The organism is Pseudomonas sp. Irchel s3b5, from assembly GCF_900187435.1.
GTDB lineage: Bacteria > Pseudomonadota > Gammaproteobacteria > Pseudomonadales > Pseudomonadaceae > Aquipseudomonas.
Genome location: NZ_FYDY01000030.1, coordinates 13,670 through 35,748, shown reverse-complemented (window position 1 = coordinate 35,748; position 22,079 = coordinate 13,670). Strand labels below are relative to the sequence as shown.

Here is a 22,079-nt window from a genome sequence, read left to right as displayed (position 1 = left end):
CGATCAGGAGCGAGCGTGATTATTTCCAGCCAGTTAACCAGGTTGAGCCTGGCGGGTGTGTTTCTGGGGTTGAGCCTTGCAGCAAGCGCGCGCCACCAGCCCGAGGAGGTAACGGCCGATATCCGCAGGACCGGTTTCGGCGTGCCGCACATTCGTGCCAACAACGAACGCGGGCTCGGCTACGGCATCGGTTATGCCTACGCCCAGGACAACCTGTGCCTGCTGGCCAACGAAATCACCACGGTCAATGGCGAGCGCTCACGGTTCTTCGGGCCGGATCAGTTCACCGTCGAAGAACGTGAAAACCTGACCAGCGATCTGTTCTTCACCTGGCTGAACACGCCGCAGGCTGTCGCGGGATTCTGGCAGGCACAAACGCCTGAGGTGCGCGAACTGATCGAAGGTTACGTGGCGGGTTACAACCGTGCCCTGGCCGAGCGTCGCGCCCAGACGTTGCCGGTGCAATGCCAGGGCGACTGGGTGCGGGATATCACGGCGATGGATCTGGTCAAGTTGACGCGCCGTCTGCTGGTCGAGGGCGGTGTCGGGCAGTTCGCCGAAGCCCTGGCCGGTGCTACGCCACCCAAGTCGGTTACCCAGGCATCAAACGATCACGCCGCTTTCCAGGTCGCGACCGCACGTATGCAGCGTTTCGCGCTGGACCGGGGCAGCAATGCCGTGGCGGTCGGCAGCGACAGTTCCTTCAACGGGCGCGGCATGCTGTTGGCCAATCCGCATTTTCCGTGGGTCGGCGGGATGCGCTTCTATCAGATGCACCTGACCATCCCCGGCAAACTGGACGTGATGGGCGCTGCCTTACCCGGTCTGCCGGTGATCAACATCGGTTTCAATCGCCGCCTGGCCTGGACCCATACAGTGGACTCGTCCAAGCATTTCACCCTCTATCGCCTGCAACTGGACCCCAAGGATTCGACGCGTTACCTGTTGGATGGTGAGTCCTTGCCGCTGGACAAGCAGACCGTGAGCGTTAACGTCAAACAGGCGGACGGGCAGATCAAGGCGATTGCCCATGACGTCTACAGCTCGAAGTTCGGCCCGATCGTGCAATGGCCCGGCAAGCTTGACTGGGACAATCAGTACGCCTTCAGTCTGCGCGATGCCAACCTGGAAAACGACCGTGTGCTGCAGCAGTGGTACGCGATGAATCGTGCCGAAACGCTCAAGGATTTCCAGGCCTCGGTGCACACCATTCAAGGCATCCCGTGGGTCAACACTCTGGCGGCGGACGATCAGGGCCAGACGCTGTACATGAACCTGTCGGTGGTGCCGAACGTGGGCGCTGACAAACTCGCAAAATGCAGCGATCCGCGTATCGGCTTGCAGATGATCATTCTGGACGGTTCCAGCAGCGCCTGCGCCTGGGACATCGATCCGCAGGCGGCGCAACAAGGGATTTATGCGTCCAGCCAGTTGCCGCAATTGCTGCGCAAGGACTTTGTCCAGCATTCCAACGACTCGGCGTGGATGGCCAACCCGGCGCAGCCGCTGACGGGTTATTCGCCGTTGATCAGTCAGGACAGCCAGCCACTGGGGATGCGTTCGCGTTTTGCGCTGGAGCGCCTGGGTACGCTGACCAAGTCCGGCAAGATTGGTGCCGTGGACCTGCAGCGCATGGTGATGGAGGATCAGGTCTATCAGGCCGAACAGGTCATGCCGGACGTCTTGCAGTTCTGTGCGACCGCTCTCGGTGCTGATGCAAAAGACCTTGGGCCGTTGTGCACCAGCCTCAAGACCTGGGATCGCCATGCGAACCTGAATAGCGGCCTGGGTTTTGTGCACTTCCAGAATCTAATGGAAGCGCTTGAACAATCCCCGGATGTCTGGCGTGTGGCGTTCGATCCGAAAGCCCCGCAACACACCCCCCGTGGCCTTGCGGTCGAGCGGCCTGAGGTGGCGGCGGCGTTACGTTCGGCGATGCTGGCTTCGGCACAGCAAGTGAGTGAGTCGGGGCTCACGCCAAACAGCCGCTGGGGCGATATTCAGGTGGTCAGCAGCGGCGGACAGCAGACGCCGATTCATGGTGGGCCGGGAACGCTGGGTGTCTACAACGCCATTCAAAGCGTGCCGCGAACCGATGGCAAGCGTGAAGTGGTCAGCGGCACAAGCTATCTGCAAGTGGTGACCTTCGATGACAACGGACCGCAAGCCAAAGGGCTTCTTGCCTTTTCGTTGTCCAGTGATCCGGCATCGAAGTACGCCCGGGACCAGACGTTGGCCTTTTCGCAGAAACAGTTGAGTGTTTTGCCGTTCACCGAACAGCAGATCACGTCCGATCCGCAGTATCAGGTGCAGTCCATCCGGCAGGCTGAAGACAAGGCTGCCAAAGTGGCGGCTCAGTAATGGCGTGAGCGTTTGAAGGGCGTAAAGAAGGCCGCCTCCCGAAAGGGATGCGGCCTTTTCAGCTTTTTGAAGGCTTTTGCGGAATCGAATTGACCACCAGATTGCCGCTCTGGTTACGCGTCAGGTAGACCGGCAAAACCCGTGGCAGGGATTTCACCAGGCCATTGATGTCTTTGATGTTGTAGATGCCGCCAATATGGATCGAGCCAGTGTTGTGGTCGGCAACGACCAATGGCTGGTCCAGATAGCGATTGATCAAGGGCAGCGCATCGCTCAACGCCATGTCATCGAGCACCAGTTTGCCCTGGCGCCAGGCCAGTGATGTGTCGTTGTCATAGGTTTGGCTGATGCGGGGAATGAAGTCGCCCGGACCATAATTCGCCTGCATCGAAGGCCCAAGGCGCAGACCGTCGCCGGGCAGGTCGTCGTTGCTGGTGACCAGCACTGAACCCTCGATCAGGTTGACCTTGACCTTGTCTTCATACATCCAGACGTTGAATTGGGTGCCCGTCACCCGGATGCGGCCTTCGGCAGCCTTGACCACAAACGGGTGGAGGGTGTCATGGCTGACGCTGAAGAACGCTTCGCCTTTCTTCAGCGTGATCTGCCGGTGATCCTTGTAGTTGCTGTACGTCAGTTCGCTACCCAGGTTCAGCTCGACCTGACTGCCGTCGTTCAGGGTGACGTGACGGACGTTGCCGCTCGCTTCGAAATGCTGGTACGAATTCGGTACCCAACCCAGATGCCAGCCGCTGTAAGCCGCCAGTGGCAATGCCAGGGCACATACCGCCGCCGCCATGCCGAAGGTACGCCATGGCGTTTTCGGTTTGGCGCGCACGATCGGCACGACGGGAGCGGGAGAAGGCAGATCGCCTGCGACCTCCCAGATTTCCAGCATGGCTTCGTACTCGAACGCATGCAGCGGGTGCGCATCACGCCATTGCTCGAACGCCAGGCGTTCTTGCCCGGTGCAGTCATTGGCGTGTAAACGCATGCACCAATGCGCAGCGGCATCGGTGATGGCGTCGTATTCGGCTTCCGAGAGCGTGTGTTCGGTCATTGGCCCATCCTGATTTCCCGCATTCTAACCTCGGAGGCAGTCGGCGAGAACAACCGTCATGGCAATTACCCATCAAACTTGCAACTATTTTAAGCATCAAGGGGTGCGGACATGCAGTTGCCGTCCTAATTGCGTGATCAACAAGGTGACGCTATCGGCATTCCCCAGTTGCACAGCCAATCTGATTAAAGGATCTCTCCTGAAAGCGGTACGGGCCTCGGCCAAGGTTAATTGGCCAGTCAACCTCAATACCTGATTACAAGGTCGATCGGTTTCCATATAGCTGGTTTGCCCAAAGTCTTCCCATACTCCGAGGTCGCGGTTGTACTCAGTGAACAACGCAGGCAGTGGCGTTCTGATCGACAATCCCTTGCCCTGTAGATCGGTTAACTCCAGCTTAAGCTTGCGGGCCATCTCGCTCGTTGTTTCGATCAGCTCATGAAAAGGCCTGCTGGAATCGAGATAAGCAATGTCCTCGGTATTGCAAACGATGTGGGACAACTCATGAATCAAAGTCGCGGCACGGGCATGAGCACGGATCGGAAAGGCTGGTTCGGTTATGTAGTTTCGGTAGTGGTCCAAGCCAGGCAAGAAGAACTTTTCTGCCAGGTAGATTTTTCGTATCGGGTCCGTGGGCACGATGAAGCCGAAGGTACCCTCTGCGTCTTCGAGGAGCCGTCCTACCGCAAAGCGTTTGGTATTGGGTGATCTGAGTGTCGGATCCAGAAGTGCCGTAAAAATCTTGCCAATTACATTTTCAATCATGGTCACGTGCGCCGGCTGCACCGCCGGCAAACCTGCAAAGTCCATGATGATTTGATGAACAGGCGTGATCGCATCATCTGTGTTTTTCAGTACTTCCAGGTTGCGGAAGGCGTTCCAGACATAGGCAGTTGCATGATCCAGACTTTCTTGAATTATGCGTGCCTTGACCGGAAACCGTTCACGAATCTGTACCATGCCGTGGGCGTCGACATTCATGCCGGCCCACACCGATATGGCTGTTTCGATTCGTTTCAACATGCCCTGGGTAGGGGCAATGGGCAGTTCCGGTAATGGTAACGGTACCGAGTCGATGATCCACTGTTTCGTAACCTGCTGGCGCAGATAAGGGCCCTGTTTCTGTCCAGCGCCGATGCGCCATCGGGTTCCTTTTTTTTCGACCGGGAATACTTTACCTTCAACCGGGCCATAGGTTTTTTTGGACGTCGGATGGGTGTAGAGCCCAAGTTTCGAGTCCAGCGTTAATGAACTCAGGTCAATGTCACTTGCCTCTAGTCCCTGCAACCGGGTTCGCTCGGGAGCGGTGACGTCAATGTCTTTCCATTTGAATGGCGCGTCGGTTGTTTCGATTGTCGGTGTGTTCACGGTGGGAGAGGGTATTTGCGGCGACTTCATCGATCCACGCAACGAGGCGAGCTGCGCCAGTCCGCCGATCAGTTCGGTGACTGCGGCTGACCAGTGATGCAGTTGCAAGTCTTCAGCCGACTGTTTGATTTCACGAAAGCTTCGCCACACCGTAATCGGGTACATGAGTTTGCCCATGCAAAACGAAAAAGCTTCATGCACATCTTCGCTCAACACGCGTTTGGCGGTAGCCCACTCACCCCGGGAATCGCTGTCCGACTGACAACCAAGTAGTTGCGCGAGCAACGCCGCATTGTCTTTGAACAGCTGCACGATCGCGTTGCCCTTGACGGGGTTGGAGGCCAGCGTGATTGCACCGTGCGTCCCGCTGCTGAGGGATAGATGCGCTTTGCAGAGTGTCTTTTCCAGCGTCGGCAATCGGTTGATGCACCAGTTGCGCAGCAGGCCGGGCGTCTTCAGTTCGGTCATCAGGGAAGACTCATCCGCGAACTCCTTGATGCCATGCCGGGGACTGTAAGGGGCGACGAGGACTTGTGCGCCAGCGTCGTTGCCCTGGGTTCCGATCAGATAAACACCTGGCACCTGGATGACCTGGTCTTTCTTGATGCCGCCCAGCTCGAGTGGCCGGATAATCGCCTTCGCCTCGCTGACCGCCGCCCGTGCGGTGGCATCTGGCATGTCCATGATTTGCTTGACCAGGTCGAAACCGCTTGCGCTCAAGCGCTCACGAAGTTTTTCCGTGTGGGCGTAATGCATCATTTGCCAGGGCAACTGCGAGGCAAATCGATGCCGGCGTTCAGCGGCGTCGGTGTGGGTCGCCGCAAGAGCGTCGTTCAGTACGGCCTGATGGCGCTGTCCAAGGCTCAGGTTACGAATGAGACTCTTGATATAGGTGGTGTCCATACCTTTGGGGATAGGGGAGCTGTCGAGTGATTTGACGGTGAAGCGGGCCGCATCCAGATCGTCGAAATGACTCAGTGCGAACTCCGTGAGGGTTTGTATCGACGGTTGGGGCGTCGTGATTTTTACCTCGATCTTGTCCGGATCAAGATTGAACGTGTCGGTCGTAAGCTGTTTCTGAAGCTCATGATGCGCCGTGCGGGCGAGTGGGCGGATGGCGCTCAGGCAGTCCTGATCATCCTTGACGTGGTTGAGGTATTGTTGAAGCAACTCAGCATGCAGCACCTGATCTTCAATGGACGCTTTGGCGAGCCATGTCGGAAAATTTTGTCGAGTGCTCAGGGCCTTGGCGATTTGCGTGGCGCGGTGCAACCCGGTCTGTGGTTGTCGCAGTGCCAACAGCTTCAGCAGGCCGGCCTGGGGCGCTGCGGTCGCCGTGGTGGCGAGCGCATCCGTGACGCTCGTCTGGTCGAGTTGAACAAAGGGTTTTTGCACATGATCCAGAAAGTTTTCCGTCACCTGTTGCAGTGGCGCCAGCGTATAAGCACGCCCAAGTACCCGTTCACTACGCGCCAGGTTCTCCAGCAAAGCGATGCGCTGGTCTTGCTCCAGCAGGCGTTGTTCAAGCGATGCCAGCAAAGGCGCCAATGACGCGAATGCTTCAAACCCCAGGGCGGGGGTCCACAAAATCGCTTTACCTGATTTAGCCGGGTCCTTGCCGCCTCGTTCGGTCAACACAAAACAACTGGCCAGTTTCAACAGGTTTTCAGAGCCGCCCGGCTTGAGTGCCAGGGAAAACACATCGGGTATCACATTGTTCAGTGCCGCTCGCTGCAACCGAACCGGATTATCCAGTACCGCTTTGACGATGGCTTGTTCCGTCGCGCCCAATGTGCGGTCGGCCGTTCGTAGGTCAAGCTCGCTTTTCAGTCCCAGTGCATACAGGTGGGTGAAGTCCGCTTGCAGGCTTTTTATCGACGCGTCGACGAGCCCTTGCGCGTGGGCGACGGTGCGGGTGTCGGTGGAAATGGCTGGGTGGTTTTTCAGCTTTAACGCCAAGGCCTGGTCGACGGTGGTAAGCAATTCCAGGTGTTTTTTCGCAGACTCTGCACGCACCGTGGCGGGTTGCGCGGCCCAACGATGAAGCGGCTGAATCTTCCAGCGGTCGTCACCGTCGACTGCCAGCAATCGATCATCGATGTAGCCGCGTACGTCCAGTGCCTTTCCCATCAAGGCATGGAGGTCATGTTGGCCCTTGCTCCGATAAAAGCACACCAAGGCGTAGTGAAGGTTGTCCCGTTGCTTGCTGAGGATGTCAGCCATCACGTGCGCGAATATCGGTTGGGGGACCGTTACACCGGTAACGGTGCGCTTATCTGATTCCAGCGAGAGAAAAGTGCCGCGCTCTTCCAGTGACATGAAATTGAACAAGTTGTCTTCGTGGCCTTCACTCTTCAGCATCTGCAGCACAACGTTCTGCAGGGCGGCCAAGTCGGTTGTCGCTTCAATACCCCTGGATTGGGTGTAAAGGAATCCGGGGGTGCCGCTATCGCCGATCATCAGCGTGGAAGCCAGTTCAACTGAGTGCCTGAACGGCGCAGAGACCCGCGCTTTTTCGATGCGCAGCGGCTTGATCGCGTCAGGTGGCAGACTGACGTTCATCAGCCGCAAATATTCGTCTGAAGTCAACGTCCCTTCCTGACGTTTGAGCAGGAGGTCGAGGTGATAGGCGTCACGCAGGCACTCGGCAAAAAACGCTTCGCGTGACAAGTCGCTGCTTATTTCGGATTGCCAGAATAGTTCGAGCAGGTTTTGCAGCCAGAATCGCACCCCCCCCGCAATGTCGATGAGCGTGCTTTCCCAAACCTGTTGGTCCGCCTCGCTACTGACGCCATGCGAGGGATTGGAAAAGACCCTGGTTTCGTCTGTCGGCCAAGGGGTATTCAAATATCGCTGCAACAAGGCTTCGCTCAGCGAAAAAGTGGTGACCGTTGGTTTCTCGTCGGTATCTTCGGTGTGGGTGGATGGACGTGAACAGGTCAGGCGAGTATGGCGCTGGTCCAGCAGGGGGAACGGTTGGAAAAGTGCGATCTTGAGCGCCTCGTCCAGCATCGATTGCAGGGTGGGCGTCTTGCGCAGTTCGTCCAGCATTGCGTTGACGTTTTGTGCCTGATTGAGGTTGAGCGCGGTTTGCTGGTGTTCGAAGACGGCTCCTTCAATGATTTCGGTGGAAATGTCCGGCGTATTGCCTGCAAGCACGGCGTGTCGTTGTTGAACAGACAGGAAACGCAGCAATTCACGTTTTCCGGTTTCCTCCGATAGCCAGGTTTTCAGATGGGTCTTGAGGTCGCCCATGTCGGCGAATTTGCTCAGGCCTTTCCATGGTGTGTAAAGCACAACATCACCCCCGGCGGACTGGCTCATCGCGAAGGCACCGGCGAGCGGGGTGGCAGTCCCACCAGGCAAGTCCAACCGCAACTGGTGAACGGCCATGGGTTTTACATTGGCGGTGCGGGTTGCATGCGTTGGCAGATAAACCGCCTGCAACCAGTTCAGGTCATCTTTGTTCAAACCCCGTTCTTTTTCCCGCTCACCGGGTTGCTTTTGCCTCGAAGCATTGGTGGCCTCGTCAAAAAAATAAGGCTTTGATGGATCAGTCATGGTGTTTCCTCCGTGAATGCAAGCGTCGATCAACCGCAGCTTGCTGAATGAGGAAAACAGTAGGGGCAGGGCATTGTTCGAGTGCGGTACATATTGCTCATCCGAAGATGTTCTGAAGACTTGACAGCGAGCCCACAAGAAAGCGATTAATCGGCGAGTCAACGTGCTTAACAATAAAAAACACTGGAGCTTCTGATGACCGCATCGCCTGAAACGGCAGTCAGTTCGGCCGAAACACATCTCGATTTCGACTCACTCGTTCTGCTGCTCCAACAAATATTTGTCCGCCATGGCACGTCTGTCGAGGTCGCAAAAACCCTGGCATTGAACTGTGCAGGCGCCGAGCGCGACGGTGCTCACAGCCATGGCGTGTTCCGGATTCCGGGATATGTGTCGACGCTGCAAAGCGGCTGGGTCAATGGCCAGGCGGTTCCGGTGGTCGAGGACGTGGCGTCGGGTTTTGTCCGGGTCGATGCCGGTAACGGTTTCGCGCAACCGGCGTTGGCGGCCGCGCGTCCGTTACTGATTGAAAAGGCCCGCAGCGCCGGGATTGCAGTGCTGGCGATTCGTAATTCGCACCATTTCGCCGCGCTGTGGCCGGACGTCGAGCCCTTCGCGGATGAAGGCCTGGTGGCCTTGAGCGTGGTCAACAGCATGACCTGCGTGGTGCCCCACGGTGCCGACCGCCCGTTGTTCGGCACCAACCCGATCGCCTTCGCCGCGCCACGTGCTGACGGTGCGCCGATTGTCTTCGACCTGGCCACCAGCGCCATCGCCCATGGCGATGTACAGATTGCTGCGCGCAAGGGCGAACGTTTGCCGGAGGGCATGGGCGTTGACAGCCTCGGTCAACCGACCACCGACCCTAAAGCGATACTTGAAGGCGGCGCGTTACTGCCGTTCGGCGGGCATAAGGGTTCGGCGTTGTCGATGATGGTCGAGTTGTTGGCGGCAGCGCTGACCGGGGGCAATTTCTCCTTCGAGTTCGATTGGAAGAATCACCCCGGCGCGAAAACGCCGTGGACCGGTCAGTTGCTGATCGTGATCGACCCGCGCAAGGCGGCCGGGCAGAGTTTTGCCGAGCGCAGCCAGGAGCTGGTGCGACAAATGCACAGTGTGGGGCTGAAGCGGCTGCCGGGGGATCGGCGTCATCATCAGCGCGCAAAATCCCGGGCGGGAGGCATTGTGCTTGATGCGCAGACATTGGCGAATCTGCGGGAATTGGCCGGGGTCTGAATCTGGAACTGCAGGAGCGAGCCTGCTCGCGATGGACGTCAACGAAAACGCGTGCTTACTGGGTAAGCGCGGCGTTCTTGGGTCCATCGCGAGCAGGCTCGCTCCTGCAGGGGCTTCGGTGCTGCAAATGATGGGCTTAGCGACGGCCGAGCAATAAGCCAACCACCAGCCCAAACCCGGCAGAAATGGCCACGGTTTGCCATGGATGCCCGCCAATGTAGGTTTCCGTGGCTTCGACCGCCGGCAAAGTGCGGTCGCGAACGCGGGTGACCGAATCCCTGGCCTGCTGAAGCTTCAGGGCGATTTGCTCGCGCAGGGTTTCCGCGTCCTCACCGACCAGTGAAGCACTGCTCTTGAGCAGCTTTTCCGACTCTTCGATCAGTGCCGAAAGCTCACTGAAGGCCAGATCCTTGATTTGTTCTTCGGCGGCGGGCGTGCTGGTTTTCCGGGCCATTGACGTACTCCTTGCAGGTAAGTGGACAGTGAACAGTGGAGTCTGCCGCCGCTGGAAAAGTTGCAGCCAGATAGCCTCGGGGACGCAATTTTGCTGAAAACCGGCGCAGGACGTTTCGTCCTACAGTGTAAGATGTCGCCAATTTTACGCAGCAGGAAATTCCCATGAGCTTCAATCTGGCCGACAAACCCCTTGCCGAGCGTGCAGCGCTGGAAGACGAGAAGTCCCGTCTGTTCGAACTGTGGCAAAACAATTTGGGCAAAGCCAAGGGCGAAGCCGCTCGGTTGTTTGGCGAGCGGGCCAAGCGCAAAGGCAAATGGGCCGAGTGGGTGCGGTCCGAGCTGGACGGCATGTCGCCTCCGGAATTCGCCAACATGGTGCGCAGTGAAGTCAATCGGCTGATGGCGGCCAAGTAGGCACTGCCGCAGGCGGCGATCTTTTGATCTTTTTTTAAAGATCGCAGCCTGCATTACGCGCGTCCGGACGTGTTTGAGCTGAGCGTCGACGAGCGCGCCAAACCTGGCGTGCGCTTCGTTTCCTGACGCCTTGCGGGTTTTGGCCAAACCAGTCAGGCAACTTGATAACTTTGACCATTGCCCGCCACCCCGCGCAGAGCGAGTATTTCCCTGTTGATTACGGTTCCCCAACCTAATAAGAAAACAGAGGGATTCTGGCAATGCGCGATTACTTGTCTGCTACTTCTCAGTTCAATTATCAGCACACCGTCGATGCCGCACTTGCCGGTGATCTGACGGCTCTCAACGCCTGTGTCGAATGTTGCGATCGCCATGCCTTGCCGGGTCGAATCGCCCTGTTCTGGGAAGGCCGCGACGGCACCAGCGCGACGTACACCTTCACCGACCTGCAAGAAAAGGCTGCGCGATTCGCCAATTTCCTGCTCGCGCAAGGCGTGAAAAAAGGCGACAAGGTTGCCGGTCTCCTGCCACGTAATATCGAACTGCTGGTCACCGTGTTCGCCACCTGGCGCATCGGCGCGGTGTATCAACCGCTGTTTACCGCGTTTGGCCCCAAAGCCATTGAGCATCGTCTGAGCAGCTCTGGCGCGAAAGTGGTGGTCACCGACGCGGTCAACCGGTCGAAACTCGCCGAAGTCGCCGATTGCCCGACCATCGTCACCGTCGCTGGCGCCAAAGGGCAGGGCATCGTGCGCGGTGATTTCAGTTTCTGGGCCGAGCTGGCCAATTTCCCCGCTGCTTGTGAACCGGTGCTGCTGACTGGCGAAGACCCGTTCCTGCTGATGTTCACCTCGGGCACCACCGGTCCGTCGAAAGCGCTGTCGGTACCACTCAAAGCCATCGTCGCCTTTGAGGCCTACACCCGCGACGCCGTCGATTTGCGCCCTGAAGACGCCTTCTGGAACGTTGCCGATCCGGGTTGGGCCTACGGCATTTATTTTGGTGTCACAGGGCCCATGGCCATGGGGCATCCGATCACCTTTTACGATGGCCCGTTCACCCTCGAAAGCACTTGCCGGGTGATCAACAAATACGGGATCACCAACCTCACCGGTTCGCCGACGGCCTATCGTTTGCTGATTGCCGGTGGCGATGAGTTCGCCAAATCGATCAAGGGCAAGCTGCGCATCGTCAGCAGCGCGGGCGAACCGTTGAACCCGGAAGTGATTCGCTGGTTCGCCGACAACCTCGGCGTGGTCATTCACGACCACTACGGCCAGACCGAACTGGGCATGGTGCTGTGCAACCACCACGGCCTGGAGCATCCGATTCACATGGGCGCCGCCGGTTTCGCCTCGCCCGGTCATCGGATTGTGGTGCTGGATGACAAGTACCAGGAACTGGGCGTCGGCCAGCCGGGCATTCTGGCCATCGACCGCACCCAGTCGCCGATGTGCTGGTTCGCCGGCTACGAAGGCGCGCCGACCAAGGCTTTTGTTGGCGACTATTACTTGAGCGGCGACACCGTCGAGTGGAACCCGGACGGTAGCATCAGCTTTGTCGGCCGCAGCGACGACGTGATCACCACCTCCGGCTATCGCGTCGGGCCGTTTGATGTCGAGAGCGCGCTGATCGAGCACCCGGCCGTGGTCGAAGCCGCCGTTGTCGGCAAGCCCGATCCGGAACGCACCGAACTGGTCAAGGCGTTCGTCGTGCTCAGCCCGCAATACCGCGCCGCACCAGAGCTCGCCGAAGAACTGCGCCAACACGTGCGCAAACGTCTGGCGGCGCATTCGTACCCCCGTGAAATCGAATTTGTCAGTGAATTGCCGAAAACCCCAAGTGGCAAATTGCAGCGCTTTATTTTGCGTAATCAGGAAATCGCCAAGGCTAAAGAAGCCGCGGCGAAGAACGTTTCAGCTTGAATTCAAGGAAACAGTGATGCAGATCGAGAACAAGGTTTTTATCGTCACCGGCGGGGCTTCCGGCCTCGGTGCAGCCACCGCTGAAGTGCTGGTCGCAGCCGGCGCGAAGGTGATGCTGGTGGACATGAACGCCGAAGCGGTCGCGGCGCAGGCCCAGCGCCTGGGTGCGCAGAGTGTTGTCGCTGACATCAGCAACGAAGCGGCTGCCGAAGCCGCGGTGCAGGCCACGGTCAAAGCCTTCGGTGGTCTCAACGGTCTGGTCAACTGCGCCGGTATCGTGCGTGGCGAGAAGATCCTCGGCAAGAACGGCCCGCATGCGCTGTCCAGTTTCAGCCAAGTGATCAACGTCAACCTGATCGGCAGTTTCAACATGCTGCGTCTGGCGGCGGCGGCAATTGCCGAAACCGAAGCGGACGCCGATGGCGAGCGCGGTGTGATCATCAACACCGCGTCTGCGGCGGCTTACGACGGCCAGATCGGTCAGGCAGCTTACGCGGCGTCCAAAGGTGCGATTGTCAGCCTGACCTTGCCTGCCGCCCGTGAACTGGCGCGCTTCGGCATCCGCGTGATGACCATCGCACCGGGCATTTTCGAAACGCCGATGATGGCCGGCATGACCCAGGAAGTTCGCGATTCCCTGGCCGCTGGCGTGCCATTCCCGCCGCGTTTGGGCAAACCGGGCGAGTATGCCGGGCTGGTCAAGCATATTATTGAAAACAGCATGCTCAACGGCGAGGTGATCCGTCTCGACGGTGCCTTGCGCATGGCGGCCAAGTAAGGAGGATTTGTCATGACTCAATCCAACGATCCAATTGTCATCGTCAGCGCCGTGCGTACCCCGATGGGTGCTTTTCAGGGCGAACTGAAAAGCCTGACCGCGCCGCAACTCGGTGCCGCGGCCATCAAGGCCGCAGTGGAACGCGCCGGCGTCGCCAGCGATGCGGTCGATGAAGTGCTGTTCGGCTGTGTGCTGCCTGCTGGCCTCGGCCAGGCCCCGGCGCGTCAAGCAGCGCTGGGCGGCGGGCTGGATAAATCGACCCGCTGCACCACCCTGAACAAGATGTGCGGTTCCGGCATGGAAGCGGCCATCCTGGCTCACGACATGCTGCTCGCCGGCAGCGCCGACGTGGTGATCGCCGGTGGCATGGAAAGCATGTCCAATGCGCCGTACCTGCTGGACCGCGCTCGCAGCGGTTACCGCATGGGCCACGGCCGGGTGCTGGATTCGATGTTCCTCGACGGTCTGGAAGACGCTTACGACAAAGGTCGCCTGATGGGCACCTTCGCCGAAGATTGCGCGCAAACCCATGGCTTCACTCGTGAGGCTCAGGACGCCTTCGCCATTGCCTCGACCACCCGCGCACAGCAGGCGATCAAGGACGGTAGCTTCAAGGACGAGATCGTGCCGCTGACCGTGACGGTCGGCAAAGAGCAGGTGACGATCAGCAACGACGAGCAGCCGCCGAAGGCCAAGCTCGACAAGATCGCCTTGCTGAAACCGGCGTTCCGCGACGGCGGAACCGTGACGGCGGCCAACTCCAGTTCGATCTCCGACGGTGCGGCGGCTCTGGTGCTGATGCGTCGTTCCGAAGCGCAAAAGCGCGGCCTCAAACCGCTGGCAGTGATTCATGGGCACGCGGCGTTTGCCGACACCCCGAGCCTGTTTCCGGTGGCGCCGGTGGGTGCGATCAAGAAGCTGATGAAGAAAACCGGTTGGTCACTGAACGATGTCGATCTGGTCGAAGTCAACGAAGCCTTTGCGGTGGTGAGCCTGGTGACCATGACCATGCTGGAAATCCCCCATGAAAAACTCAACGTTCATGGCGGTGCTTGTGCCCTGGGCCATCCGATCGGTACGTCCGGTGCGCGGATTATCGTGACCTTGCTCTCGGCCCTGCGGCAGAAAGGCTTGAAGCGTGGTGTTGCGGCGATTTGCATTGGTGGCGGTGAAGCCACGGCCATGGCTGTGGAATGCCTGTACTGACACGATTTCTGTAGGAGCGAGCATGCTCGCGAGAAACTCGAGAGCACTGTGGGGAATCAGGCTTCCCTCATCATCGTTGACGTCCATCGCGAGCATGCTCGCTCCTACAGAGTCCAATATAATGTTAAGGAATAGTCATGATTCCCAATGACGAACAACAGCAGATTCGCGACGCGGCCCGGGACTTTGCCCAGGAACGCCTGAAACCGTTCGCTGCCGAGTGGGACCGTGAGCATCGATTCCCCAAGGAAGCCATCGGTGAAATGGCCGCGCTGGGTTTCTTCGGCATGCTGGTGCCGGAACAGTGGGGCGGTTGCGACACCGGGTACCTGGCCTACGCCATGGCCCTGGAAGAAATCGCTGCGGGCGACGGTGCCTGCTCGACCATCATGAGCGTGCACAACTCGGTGGGTTGCGTGCCGATCCTGCACTACGGCAACGACTACCAGAAAGAACGCTTCCTCAAGCCGCTGGCTAGCGGTGTGATGCTCGGCGCATTCGCCCTGACCGAACCCCAGGCCGGTTCCGATGCCAGTGGTTTGAAAACCCGGGCCAAACTGAACGGCGACCACTACGTGCTCAACGGCTGCAAGCAGTTCATCACCTCCGGGCAGAACGCCGGGGTGGTGATCGTGTTTGCGGTGACCGACCCGAGCGCCGGCAAACGCGGGATCAGCGCGTTCATCGTGCCGACCGATTCGCCGGGCTACAAAGTTGCGCGGGTCGAAGACAAACTCGGTCAACACGCCTCCGACACCTGCCAGATCCTTTTCGAAGACGTAAAAGTCCCGGTGGCCAACCGTTTGGGCGAGGAGGGTGAAGGCTACAAGATTGCTTTGGCCAACCTCGAAGGCGGTCGAGTCGGCATCGCTTCGCAATCGGTAGGCATGGCCCGCGCCGCGTTTGAAGCGGCTCGCGACTATGCCCGTGAGCGCGAAAGCTTCGGCAAACCGATCATCGAGCATCAGGCTGTAGCGTTCCGCCTGGCCGACATGGCCACCCAGATTGCCGTTGCGCGGCAAATGGTGCATTACGCCGCAGCCTTGAGAGACAGCGGCAAACCGGCGCTGGTCGAAGCGTCTATGGCCAAACTGTTCGCCTCGGAAATGGCCGAGAAGGTATGCTCTTCGGCGCTGCAAACCCTCGGCGGCTACGGTTACCTGAACGACTTCCCGCTGGAGCGGATCTACCGCGACGTGCGGGTCTGCCAGATTTACGAAGGCACCAGCGATATTCAGCGCATGGTCATTTCGCGCAACTTATAAGAAGGAGTCCCTTGTGAACTACGAAACGATTTTGCTGGAAACCCACGGCCGCGTCGGCCTGATCACGCTCAACCGTCCGCAAGCCCTGAACGCGTTGAACGCGCAGATCATCGGCGAACTGAACCATGCCCTCGATGGCCTGGAAGCCGATTCGAACATCGGTTGCATTGTGCTGACAGGCTCGAAAAAGGCCTTCGCCGCCGGTGCCGACATCAAGGAAATGGCCGAGCTGACCTACCCGCAGATCTACCTCGATGACCTGTTCAGCGACAGCGATCGCGTGGCCAACCGCCGCAAACCGATCATCGCGGCGGTCAACGGTTTCGCGTTGGGCGGTGGCTGTGAGCTGGCGCTGATGTGCGATTTCATTCTGGCCGGCGATAACGCCAAATTCGGCCAGCCGGAAATCAACCTCGGCGTGCTGCCGGGCATGGGCGGCACCCAGCGCCTGACCCGCGCCGTGGGCAAGGCCAAGGCCATGGAAATGTGCCTGAGCGGGCGCTTGATCGATGCGGTGGAAGCGGAACGTTGCGGTATCGTCGCGCGGATCGTGCCGAGTGATGAACTGTTGGACGAAGCGCTGAAAGTCGCAGCGTTGATCGCCAAGAAGTCGTTGCCGATTGCGATGATGGTCAAGGAAAGCGTCAACCGTGCATTCGAAGTGAGCCTGTCCGAGGGTGTGCGCTTCGAGCGTCGGGTGTTCCATGCGGCGTTTGCGACGCAGGATCAGAAGGAAGGGATGGCGGCGTTTATTGCCAAGCGCGAGGCGGAGTTCGTCGGTCAGTAATGTGGCGTAGCTGCTGACGCTATCGCTGGCAAGCCAGCTCCTACAGGTTTTCGGGTATACACAACATGTGCGTACGACCGAATCCACTGTAGGAGCTGGCTTGCCAGCGATGCTTTTAGAGCTTCACACCAAATAGTTCTTCAGTTCGCGGGCAATCACCATCCGTTGAATCTCGCTCGACCCTTCATAGATCTGCGTGATCCGCGCATCCCGGTAGTACTTCTCCACCGGATAGTCTTCCAGATAACCGTATCCGCCATGAATCTGAATCGCGGACGAGCAGACCTTTTCAGCCATTTCCGACGCGAACAGCTTGGCTTGTGACGCTTCTGACAGGCAAGGCTTGCCGGCCGTGCGCAACCGTGCCGCGTGCAAGATCATCAACCGCGCAGCGTTCAACTGCATGTGCATGTCGGCCAGCAGGTTGGCGATGCTCTGGTGTTCATTGATCGGTTTGCCAAACTGCACACGGTCGCGAGAGTAGGCGAGCGCTGCTTCGAACGCCGCACGTGCGATGCCCAACGCTTGCGCCGCGATGCCGATGCGTCCGCCTTCAAGATTGGACAGCGCAATCGCCAGACCTTTACCGCGCTCGCCAAGCAGGTTGGCCTCGGGAATGGTGCAGTTGTTCAGGGTGACGGCGCAGGTGTCGGAAGCGCGGATGCCCATCTTGTGTTCGGTACGGTCGACGATAAAACCGGCCGTGTCGGTCGGCACGAGAAAGGCCGAGATACCGCGCTTGCCCAAATCCGGATCGGTGACGGCAAACACAATCGCCAGTTTTGCCCGCTTGCCGTTGCTGACGAACTGTTTGGCGCCATTGATCACCCACTGGCCGTCGCGCAGTTCGGCGCGGGTGCGCAGGTTGTGCGCTTCGGACCCAGCCTGGGGTTCGGTCAGGCAGAAGCAGCCGATGACCTTGCCGCTGGCCAGATCGGCCAGCCAGGTCTGTTTCTGTTCTTCGCTGCCGTAGTTCATCACCGGCCCGCAGCCGACAGAGTTGTGGATGCTCATGAACGCGCCCGTCGCGCCGTCGCCTGCGGAAATCTCTTCCACCGCCAGGGCGTAGGCAACGTAGTCGACATAAGTGCCACCCCATTCCTCGGGCACCACCATGCCCAGCAAGCCCAGTTCGCCCATCTTCGCCACCAGCGCGTCGTCGATCCAGCCGGCCTTTTCCCAGGCTTGGGCGTGGGGGGCGATTTCGCCACGGGCAAAGTCCCGGGCCATGTCGCGGATCATGACTTGCTCTTCGCTCAATTCGATATCGTGCATGGTTCAGCTCCCGCTCCGGTCAAACCCGCTGAAGAAACTCGCCACGTGCTCGGCGTCCAGTGCCGCAAGGGTCGGTGGGTTCCAGCGCGGATTCTTGTCTTTGTCGATCAGCAAGGCGCGTACGCCTTCGATCAAGTCGCCGCGTTCAAACCATTGGCGGTCCAGATGCAGCTCAAGGGCGAAGCACTGTTCAAGGGGCAGCTCGCGTCCGCGGCGGAGCATTTCCAGGGTGACGCCCATGGCCAGGGGTGAACGGGTTTCCAGCAGGTCGGCGGTGGTGACCGCCCACTCATGGGTGTCGGCAACCGTCACCTGGCGTAATTGCTCCACAATACTCGGCACATCGGGCAGGGCGAAGAAGTGGTCGATGGCCGGGCGCAATGCACTGAGCGGGGCATCCGGCAATTGCTGGACGGCGAGTTTCGCCAGCAGGCTCTGCAGGTCCTTGAGCGGCGTGTCGTGCCATTCCAGCTTATCGAGTTTCTCGTCCAGCGTGCTCAGTTTGGCGCTGTCCAGATACCAGTCGGCCAGGCCGCAATACAGCGCATCGGCCGCGCGGATTTGTACACCGCTGACGCCCAGGTAAATCCCCAGTTCACCGGGGATGCGCGGCAGGAAGTAACTGCCGCCGACGTCCGGGAAGTAGCCGATGCCGACTTCCGGCATCGCCAGGCGACTTTTTTCGGTGACTACGCGCAGATCCGCGCCTTGCACCAGGCCCATGCCGCCGCCGAGGACAAAACCGTCCATCAAGGCCAGCACGGGTTTGCGGTAATGGTGGATCGCGAGGTCGAGGGCGTATTCCTCGACGAAGAAATCTTCGTGCAGGGTATCGCCGCTTTTGAAGCTGTCGTACAGCGAGCGGATGTCGCCACCGGCGCAAAAGGCTTTTTCACCGGCACCGCGCAGCACCACTGCATGCACCTGCGAGTCCTGGGCCCAGGCGTCGAGTTGCCGGTGCAGGTTGCGCACCATGTCGAGGGTCAGGGCATTGAGGCCGGTGGGGCGGTTGAGGGTCAGGTGACCAATGTGGTTGCGAACTTCGGCCAGCACTTCATTTTGCGTGGCATCCATGGACTGAGTCCCCGGTGAAGAAACCTGAGCAGTCATCACTAACTCCCTGCTTTTGTTGTTTTTTATGCTCGCGCGCGAGCGATGTCGGATCGTAGCAGTGCAAATTTGCCTTGTACAACCCGGATAAGTGCAGGTTCTCTGTGCATTTTTGCATGGTGATTACGGGCGTTGATTCAGCGTACACCAAGGTCTGATCAGGCAAACGCCGCCAGCAGATCCTCTTCGAACGCCTTCTGCGCATCCCCCGGCACTTGCGCCCGATGGCGGGCCAGATGGAACGCCACATCGAAGCTCATGTCACTGCGCCGCACGGCCCTGAGCAACCCTTTGTCCTCCCATTGGCGGGCGAAGTGGCTGGGCAAGTAACCCACGTGCTTGCCGGAAAGAATGAAGGCGAGGGTGCCTTCGACCTGTTCCGAGCGCGCCGAGCACAGCTTGCCCTGGAACGGTTCGTCACTGCGCAGGAAGCGGTAGGGGTGATCGACCCGGTCGCTGGCCTGCAACGCCTGGTCGTCCGGCGCTTCATTGGTAAACAACGGGTGGCCGGGCGCGCAATAGAGGTGCTGGGTTTCGATGAACAGTTCGCGGTAGTCGAACGCGTTTTGCACCTGCGAGAAGTAGCCGATGGCGAGGTCCAGCCGTTGTTGCAACAGCAGGCGTTCCATTTCCCCGGGCATCGCGCTGATCAACTCGATGCGCACCGACTCGTCCCGTTCACGAAAGCGCCGGATCGCCTCGGCGACCCGTTGCAGCACCGATTGATCAAGCGCTTCGGACAAGCCCAGGCGCACTTCGCCAATCAAGCGCCCGGCCACGCCGTTGGATTGATGACGGAACGCTTCGATGGATTCGAACAACCCGCGCGTGGCGCTGAGCAATTGTTCGCCCTTGGCGGTGACCTGAAATCCGCTTTTGCCTCGGCTGCACAGGCGATAGCCGAGGCGCGTCTCCAGCTTGGCCATTTGCTGGCTGATGCTCGATTGGCTCAGGCCCAGCTCACCCTGGGCGGCGCTGAATCCACCGCACTCCACCACGCGGACAAACAGGCGCAGCAATTGGAGGTCCAGATCGTGGAGTTGGCCGAGCATCACACATTACTCCTGCATAAAGTCAGGTTAACAAACTTGGTATTTTACCAATGTATCGGACGACGCATCCTGCCACCACTTCCTTCTGGTCAGGTGTTCGTCATGGCTCCCATGTTCAAGCTGTGTTTGCCCGCGCTGTTGCTTGCCGTTGCTGCTTCGGTCCAGGCCGAGGACAAGGTTGTGAACCTTTACAGCTGGGCGGATTACGTCGCCCCTGAAACCTTGCAGCGTTTCGAACAGGAGACCGGCATTCACGTGCGTTACGACACGTTCGATGCGCCGGAGGTACTGGAAACCAAACTGCTGACCGGCGGCAGCGGTTATGACGTGGTGGTGCCGTCCTCCAGCGTTCTGGCCCGTGGCCTGGCAGCGGGCGCGCTGAAAGCGATTCCCCACGAAGGCCTGAAGGGCTACGCCAATCTCGATCCCGATCTGCTGGAAAAGATGGCGGCGGTCGATCCCGGCAACAAATACGGCGTGCCCTATACATGGGGCACCCTGGGACTTGGGATGAATGTCGATGAGGTGCGCAAACGCCTGCCGGACGTGCCGCTCAATAGCCTGGATCTGCTGTTCAAACCGGAATACGCCAGCAAGCTGAAGGACTGCGGGATCGCGGTCATTGATTCACCGCAAGAGGTCATCGGCCTGGCGCTGCACTACTTGGGCAAGGATCCCTACAGCACCGACAAAAACGATCTCGACGCTGCCCAGACGTTGTTGCATCAGTTGCAGCCTTCGGTGCTGTACGTCGCCAGCGGCCGGCAGATCAATGATCTGGCCAACGGCAGTCTTTGCCTGGCATTGACCTACAACGGCGACGCCAGCATGGCCGCCGATCAGGCACGCAAGGCCAACAAACCGTACGAGATCGCCTACCGGATTCCCAAGGAAGGCACCATCGTCTGGCAGGACAACCTGGCGATCCCAAAAGATGCGCCGCACCCCGAGGCCGCGCGCCAGTTCATCGAGTTCATGTTGCGCCCCGAGTCCGTCGCGGCGCTGACCAATACGTTGTTCTTTGCCACCGCCAACCAGGCGGCCACGCCGTTGGTGGATGAGGCGGTGCGCACCGACCCGGACATTTACCCACCCGCCGACGTGCGTGACCGGTTGTACGCCGACCGCAGCATGAGCCTCAAGGACATGCGTCAGCGCACTCGCTTGTGGACCACCTTCCGTAGCCGTCAACAGTAAGGATTTTCAATGGACGTCCCTGTGCAGAACGATCAAGCCATCACCCGCGACAGCCTCTACGGCACGGCTGCCGAAAGCACTTACGCCGGCATCACCAGTTTCATGCGTCGTCGCTACAGCCGCGACTTGCGGGGTGTCGATGTGGCAGTCAGCGGTGTGCCGTTCGACACTGCCACCAGCAACCGCCCCGGCGCGCGTTTCGGGCCTCGTGGCATTCGCGCCGCGTCTACTGCGATTGCCTGGGAGCGCCACTGGCCGTGGACGTTTGACCCGTTCGATCATCTGGCGGTGGTCGACTTTGGCGATTGCGACTTTGACTACGGCTCGCCGCAATCGGTCCCGGAAAGTATCGAGGCCCACGCCGAGCACATCCTCAATGCCGGCAGCGCGATGCTGACCTTTGGTGGCGATCACTTCATCACTTATCCGCTGCTCAAGGCGCATGCGCGCAAGCACGGGGCGTTGTCGTTGATTCACTTTGATGCCCACAGCGACACCTGGCCGGACGAGGACGGCAAGCGCATCGATCACGGCACCATGTTCTGGCATGCGGCCAAGGAAGGGCTGGTTGATCCATCGCGCTCGGTGCAGATCGGTTTGCGCACCACCAACGATGATCATCAGGGCTTTCAGGTGCTGGATGCGCGTCAAGTGCATCGTCGTGGCGTCGATGCGATTGTCGAGGCGATTCGGGCGCGGGTGGGTGACAACCCGGTGTACCTGACATTCGACATCGACTGCCTCGACCCGGCCTTCGCCCCCGGTACCGGAACGCCGGTGTGTGGCGGCTTGAGCACGGCGCAGGCGCTGGACATCCTCGGTGGCCTGCGCGGGATCAATCTGGTCGGCATGGACGTGGTGGAAGTGGCGCCGGCGTATGACAACGCAGAAATCACGTCACTGGCAGCGGCGACGCTAGCGATGGAAATGCTGTGTTTGTATGCGGCAAAACACAAGGTCGATCAGTAAGCGATAAACCCTGTAGGAGCGAGCTTGCTCGCGATCACGGTCGTGCATTCAACCTCTCT

Annotated in this window: 16 protein-coding genes; 10 read left to right on the top strand and 6 right to left on the bottom strand. The window is 59.5% G+C overall.

Annotated elements, in window-relative coordinates; all coding sequences use genetic code 11:
* The first annotated feature begins 15 nt into the window (after positions 1-15).
* Entirely contained in the window at positions 16-2,361 is a 2,346-nt protein-coding gene (locus CKW15_RS23560) for an acylase (protein WP_095152739.1), read from the top strand.
* A 58-nt stretch (positions 2,362-2,419) separates the two neighbouring features.
* Here CKW15_RS23560 and CKW15_RS23555 read toward each other — a convergent pair whose 3' ends face one another.
* Entirely contained in the window at positions 2,420-3,421 is a 1,002-nt protein-coding gene (locus CKW15_RS23555) for a FecR family protein (protein WP_095056069.1), read from the bottom strand.
* 96 nt (positions 3,422-3,517) lie between these two features.
* Positions 3,518-8,350, bottom strand: a complete 4,833-nt coding sequence (locus CKW15_RS23550; RefSeq protein WP_095152738.1) for a dermonecrotic toxin domain-containing protein — start codon at positions 8,348-8,350, stop codon at positions 3,518-3,520.
* 195 nt (positions 8,351-8,545) lie between these two features.
* Between CKW15_RS23550 and CKW15_RS23545 the strand changes: the two genes are divergently transcribed.
* Positions 8,546-9,586: an Ldh family oxidoreductase gene (locus CKW15_RS23545; RefSeq protein ID WP_095056071.1), complete on the top strand. Its 1,041-nt coding sequence runs from the start codon at positions 8,546-8,548 to the stop codon at positions 9,584-9,586.
* A 136-nt stretch (positions 9,587-9,722) separates the two neighbouring features.
* On the opposite strand, the gene CKW15_RS23535 is transcribed toward CKW15_RS23545, so the two are convergent.
* Positions 9,723-10,040 carry a YqjD family protein gene (locus CKW15_RS23535; protein ID WP_095056073.1) on the bottom strand — a complete coding sequence of 106 codons (318 nt, stop codon included), beginning with the start codon at positions 10,038-10,040 and terminating at the stop codon, positions 9,723-9,725.
* A 164-nt stretch (positions 10,041-10,204) separates the two neighbouring features.
* Between CKW15_RS23535 and CKW15_RS23530 the strand changes: the two genes are divergently transcribed.
* The 6 genes from CKW15_RS23530 (at position 10,205) to CKW15_RS23505 (ending at position 16,417) form a co-directional block, all read left to right on the top strand.
* The gene (locus CKW15_RS23530) at positions 10,205-10,456 is read left to right on the top strand and encodes a hypothetical protein (RefSeq protein ID WP_007937833.1); all 252 of its coding nucleotides are present in this window, start codon (positions 10,205-10,207) and stop codon (positions 10,454-10,456) included.
* 260 nt (positions 10,457-10,716) lie between these two features.
* Positions 10,717-12,381 (top strand): AMP-binding protein, encoded by a 1,665-nt coding sequence (locus CKW15_RS23525; RefSeq protein ID WP_095152737.1) that lies wholly within the window; start codon positions 10,717-10,719, stop codon positions 12,379-12,381.
* Between the two features lie 16 nt (positions 12,382-12,397).
* Positions 12,398-13,159: an SDR family NAD(P)-dependent oxidoreductase gene (locus tag CKW15_RS23520; protein WP_095056075.1), complete on the top strand. Its 762-nt coding sequence runs from the start codon at positions 12,398-12,400 to the stop codon at positions 13,157-13,159.
* A 12-nt stretch (positions 13,160-13,171) separates the two neighbouring features.
* Positions 13,172-14,365 carry an acetyl-CoA C-acyltransferase gene (locus CKW15_RS23515; protein ID WP_095056076.1) on the top strand — a complete coding sequence of 398 codons (1,194 nt, stop codon included), beginning with the start codon at positions 13,172-13,174 and terminating at the stop codon, positions 14,363-14,365.
* A gap of 137 nt (positions 14,366-14,502) precedes the next feature.
* Entirely contained in the window at positions 14,503-15,630 is a 1,128-nt protein-coding gene (locus tag CKW15_RS23510) for an acyl-CoA dehydrogenase (RefSeq protein ID WP_095056077.1), read from the top strand.
* Between the two features lie 13 nt (positions 15,631-15,643).
* On the top strand, positions 15,644-16,417 hold the full coding sequence (locus tag CKW15_RS23505; RefSeq protein WP_095056078.1) for an enoyl-CoA hydratase: 774 nt from the start codon (positions 15,644-15,646) through the stop codon (positions 16,415-16,417).
* Between the two features lie 123 nt (positions 16,418-16,540).
* On the opposite strand, the gene CKW15_RS23500 is transcribed toward CKW15_RS23505, so the two are convergent.
* The 3 genes from CKW15_RS23500 to CKW15_RS23490 form a co-directional block, all read right to left on the bottom strand.
* Positions 16,541-17,692, bottom strand: a complete 1,152-nt coding sequence (locus CKW15_RS23500; protein WP_095056079.1) for an acyl-CoA dehydrogenase family protein — start codon at positions 17,690-17,692, stop codon at positions 16,541-16,543.
* A 3-nt stretch (positions 17,693-17,695) separates the two neighbouring features.
* On the bottom strand, positions 17,696-18,802 hold the full coding sequence (locus CKW15_RS23495) for an enoyl-CoA hydratase/isomerase family protein (protein WP_095056080.1): 1,107 nt from the start codon (positions 18,800-18,802) through the stop codon (positions 17,696-17,698).
* Between the two features lie 158 nt (positions 18,803-18,960).
* The gene (locus CKW15_RS23490; protein ID WP_095056081.1) at positions 18,961-19,854 is read right to left on the bottom strand and encodes a LysR family transcriptional regulator; all 894 of its coding nucleotides are present in this window, start codon (positions 19,852-19,854) and stop codon (positions 18,961-18,963) included.
* Positions 19,855-19,956: 102 nt separating this feature from the next.
* Here CKW15_RS23490 and CKW15_RS23485 point away from each other — a divergent pair, with 102 nt between their 5' ends.
* Positions 19,957-21,051, top strand: a complete 1,095-nt coding sequence (locus tag CKW15_RS23485) for a polyamine ABC transporter substrate-binding protein (protein ID WP_095152736.1) — start codon at positions 19,957-19,959, stop codon at positions 21,049-21,051.
* A 9-nt stretch (positions 21,052-21,060) separates the two neighbouring features.
* Positions 21,061-22,020, top strand: coding sequence for an agmatinase (gene speB, locus CKW15_RS23480; RefSeq protein WP_095056083.1), 960 nt, complete (start codon positions 21,061-21,063; stop codon positions 22,018-22,020).
* Positions 22,021-22,079 lie beyond the last annotated feature (59 nt).

Bases quoted from the DNA above. Each gene is read 5' to 3' on its own strand.
- CKW15_RS23525 (WP_095152737.1), top strand. From the start codon at position 10,717: ATGCGCGATTACTTGTCTGCTACTTCTCAGTTCAATTATCAGCACACC.
- CKW15_RS23495 (WP_095056080.1), bottom strand. From the start codon at position 18,802: ATGACTGCTCAGGTTTCTTCACCGGGGACTCAGTCCATGGATGCCACG.
- CKW15_RS23510 (WP_095056077.1), top strand. From the start codon at position 14,503: ATGATTCCCAATGACGAACAACAGCAGATTCGCGACGCGGCCCGGGAC.
- speB (WP_095056083.1), top strand. From the start codon at position 21,061: ATGGACGTCCCTGTGCAGAACGATCAAGCCATCACCCGCGACAGCCTC.
- CKW15_RS23520 (WP_095056075.1), top strand. From the start codon at position 12,398: ATGCAGATCGAGAACAAGGTTTTTATCGTCACCGGCGGGGCTTCCGGC.
- CKW15_RS23535 (WP_095056073.1), bottom strand. From the start codon at position 10,040: ATGGCCCGGAAAACCAGCACGCCCGCCGCCGAAGAACAAATCAAGGAT.
- CKW15_RS23530 (WP_007937833.1), top strand. From the start codon at position 10,205: ATGAGCTTCAATCTGGCCGACAAACCCCTTGCCGAGCGTGCAGCGCTG.
- CKW15_RS23500 (WP_095056079.1), bottom strand. From the start codon at position 17,692: ATGCACGATATCGAATTGAGCGAAGAGCAAGTCATGATCCGCGACATG.
- CKW15_RS23545 (WP_095056071.1), top strand. From the start codon at position 8,546: ATGACCGCATCGCCTGAAACGGCAGTCAGTTCGGCCGAAACACATCTC.
- CKW15_RS23550 (WP_095152738.1), bottom strand. From the start codon at position 8,350: ATGACTGATCCATCAAAGCCTTATTTTTTTGACGAGGCCACCAATGCT.
- CKW15_RS23490 (WP_095056081.1), bottom strand. From the start codon at position 19,854: ATGCTCGGCCAACTCCACGATCTGGACCTCCAATTGCTGCGCCTGTTT.
- CKW15_RS23515 (WP_095056076.1), top strand. From the start codon at position 13,172: ATGACTCAATCCAACGATCCAATTGTCATCGTCAGCGCCGTGCGTACC.
- CKW15_RS23485 (WP_095152736.1), top strand. From the start codon at position 19,957: ATGGCTCCCATGTTCAAGCTGTGTTTGCCCGCGCTGTTGCTTGCCGTT.
- CKW15_RS23555 (WP_095056069.1), bottom strand. From the start codon at position 3,421: ATGACCGAACACACGCTCTCGGAAGCCGAATACGACGCCATCACCGAT.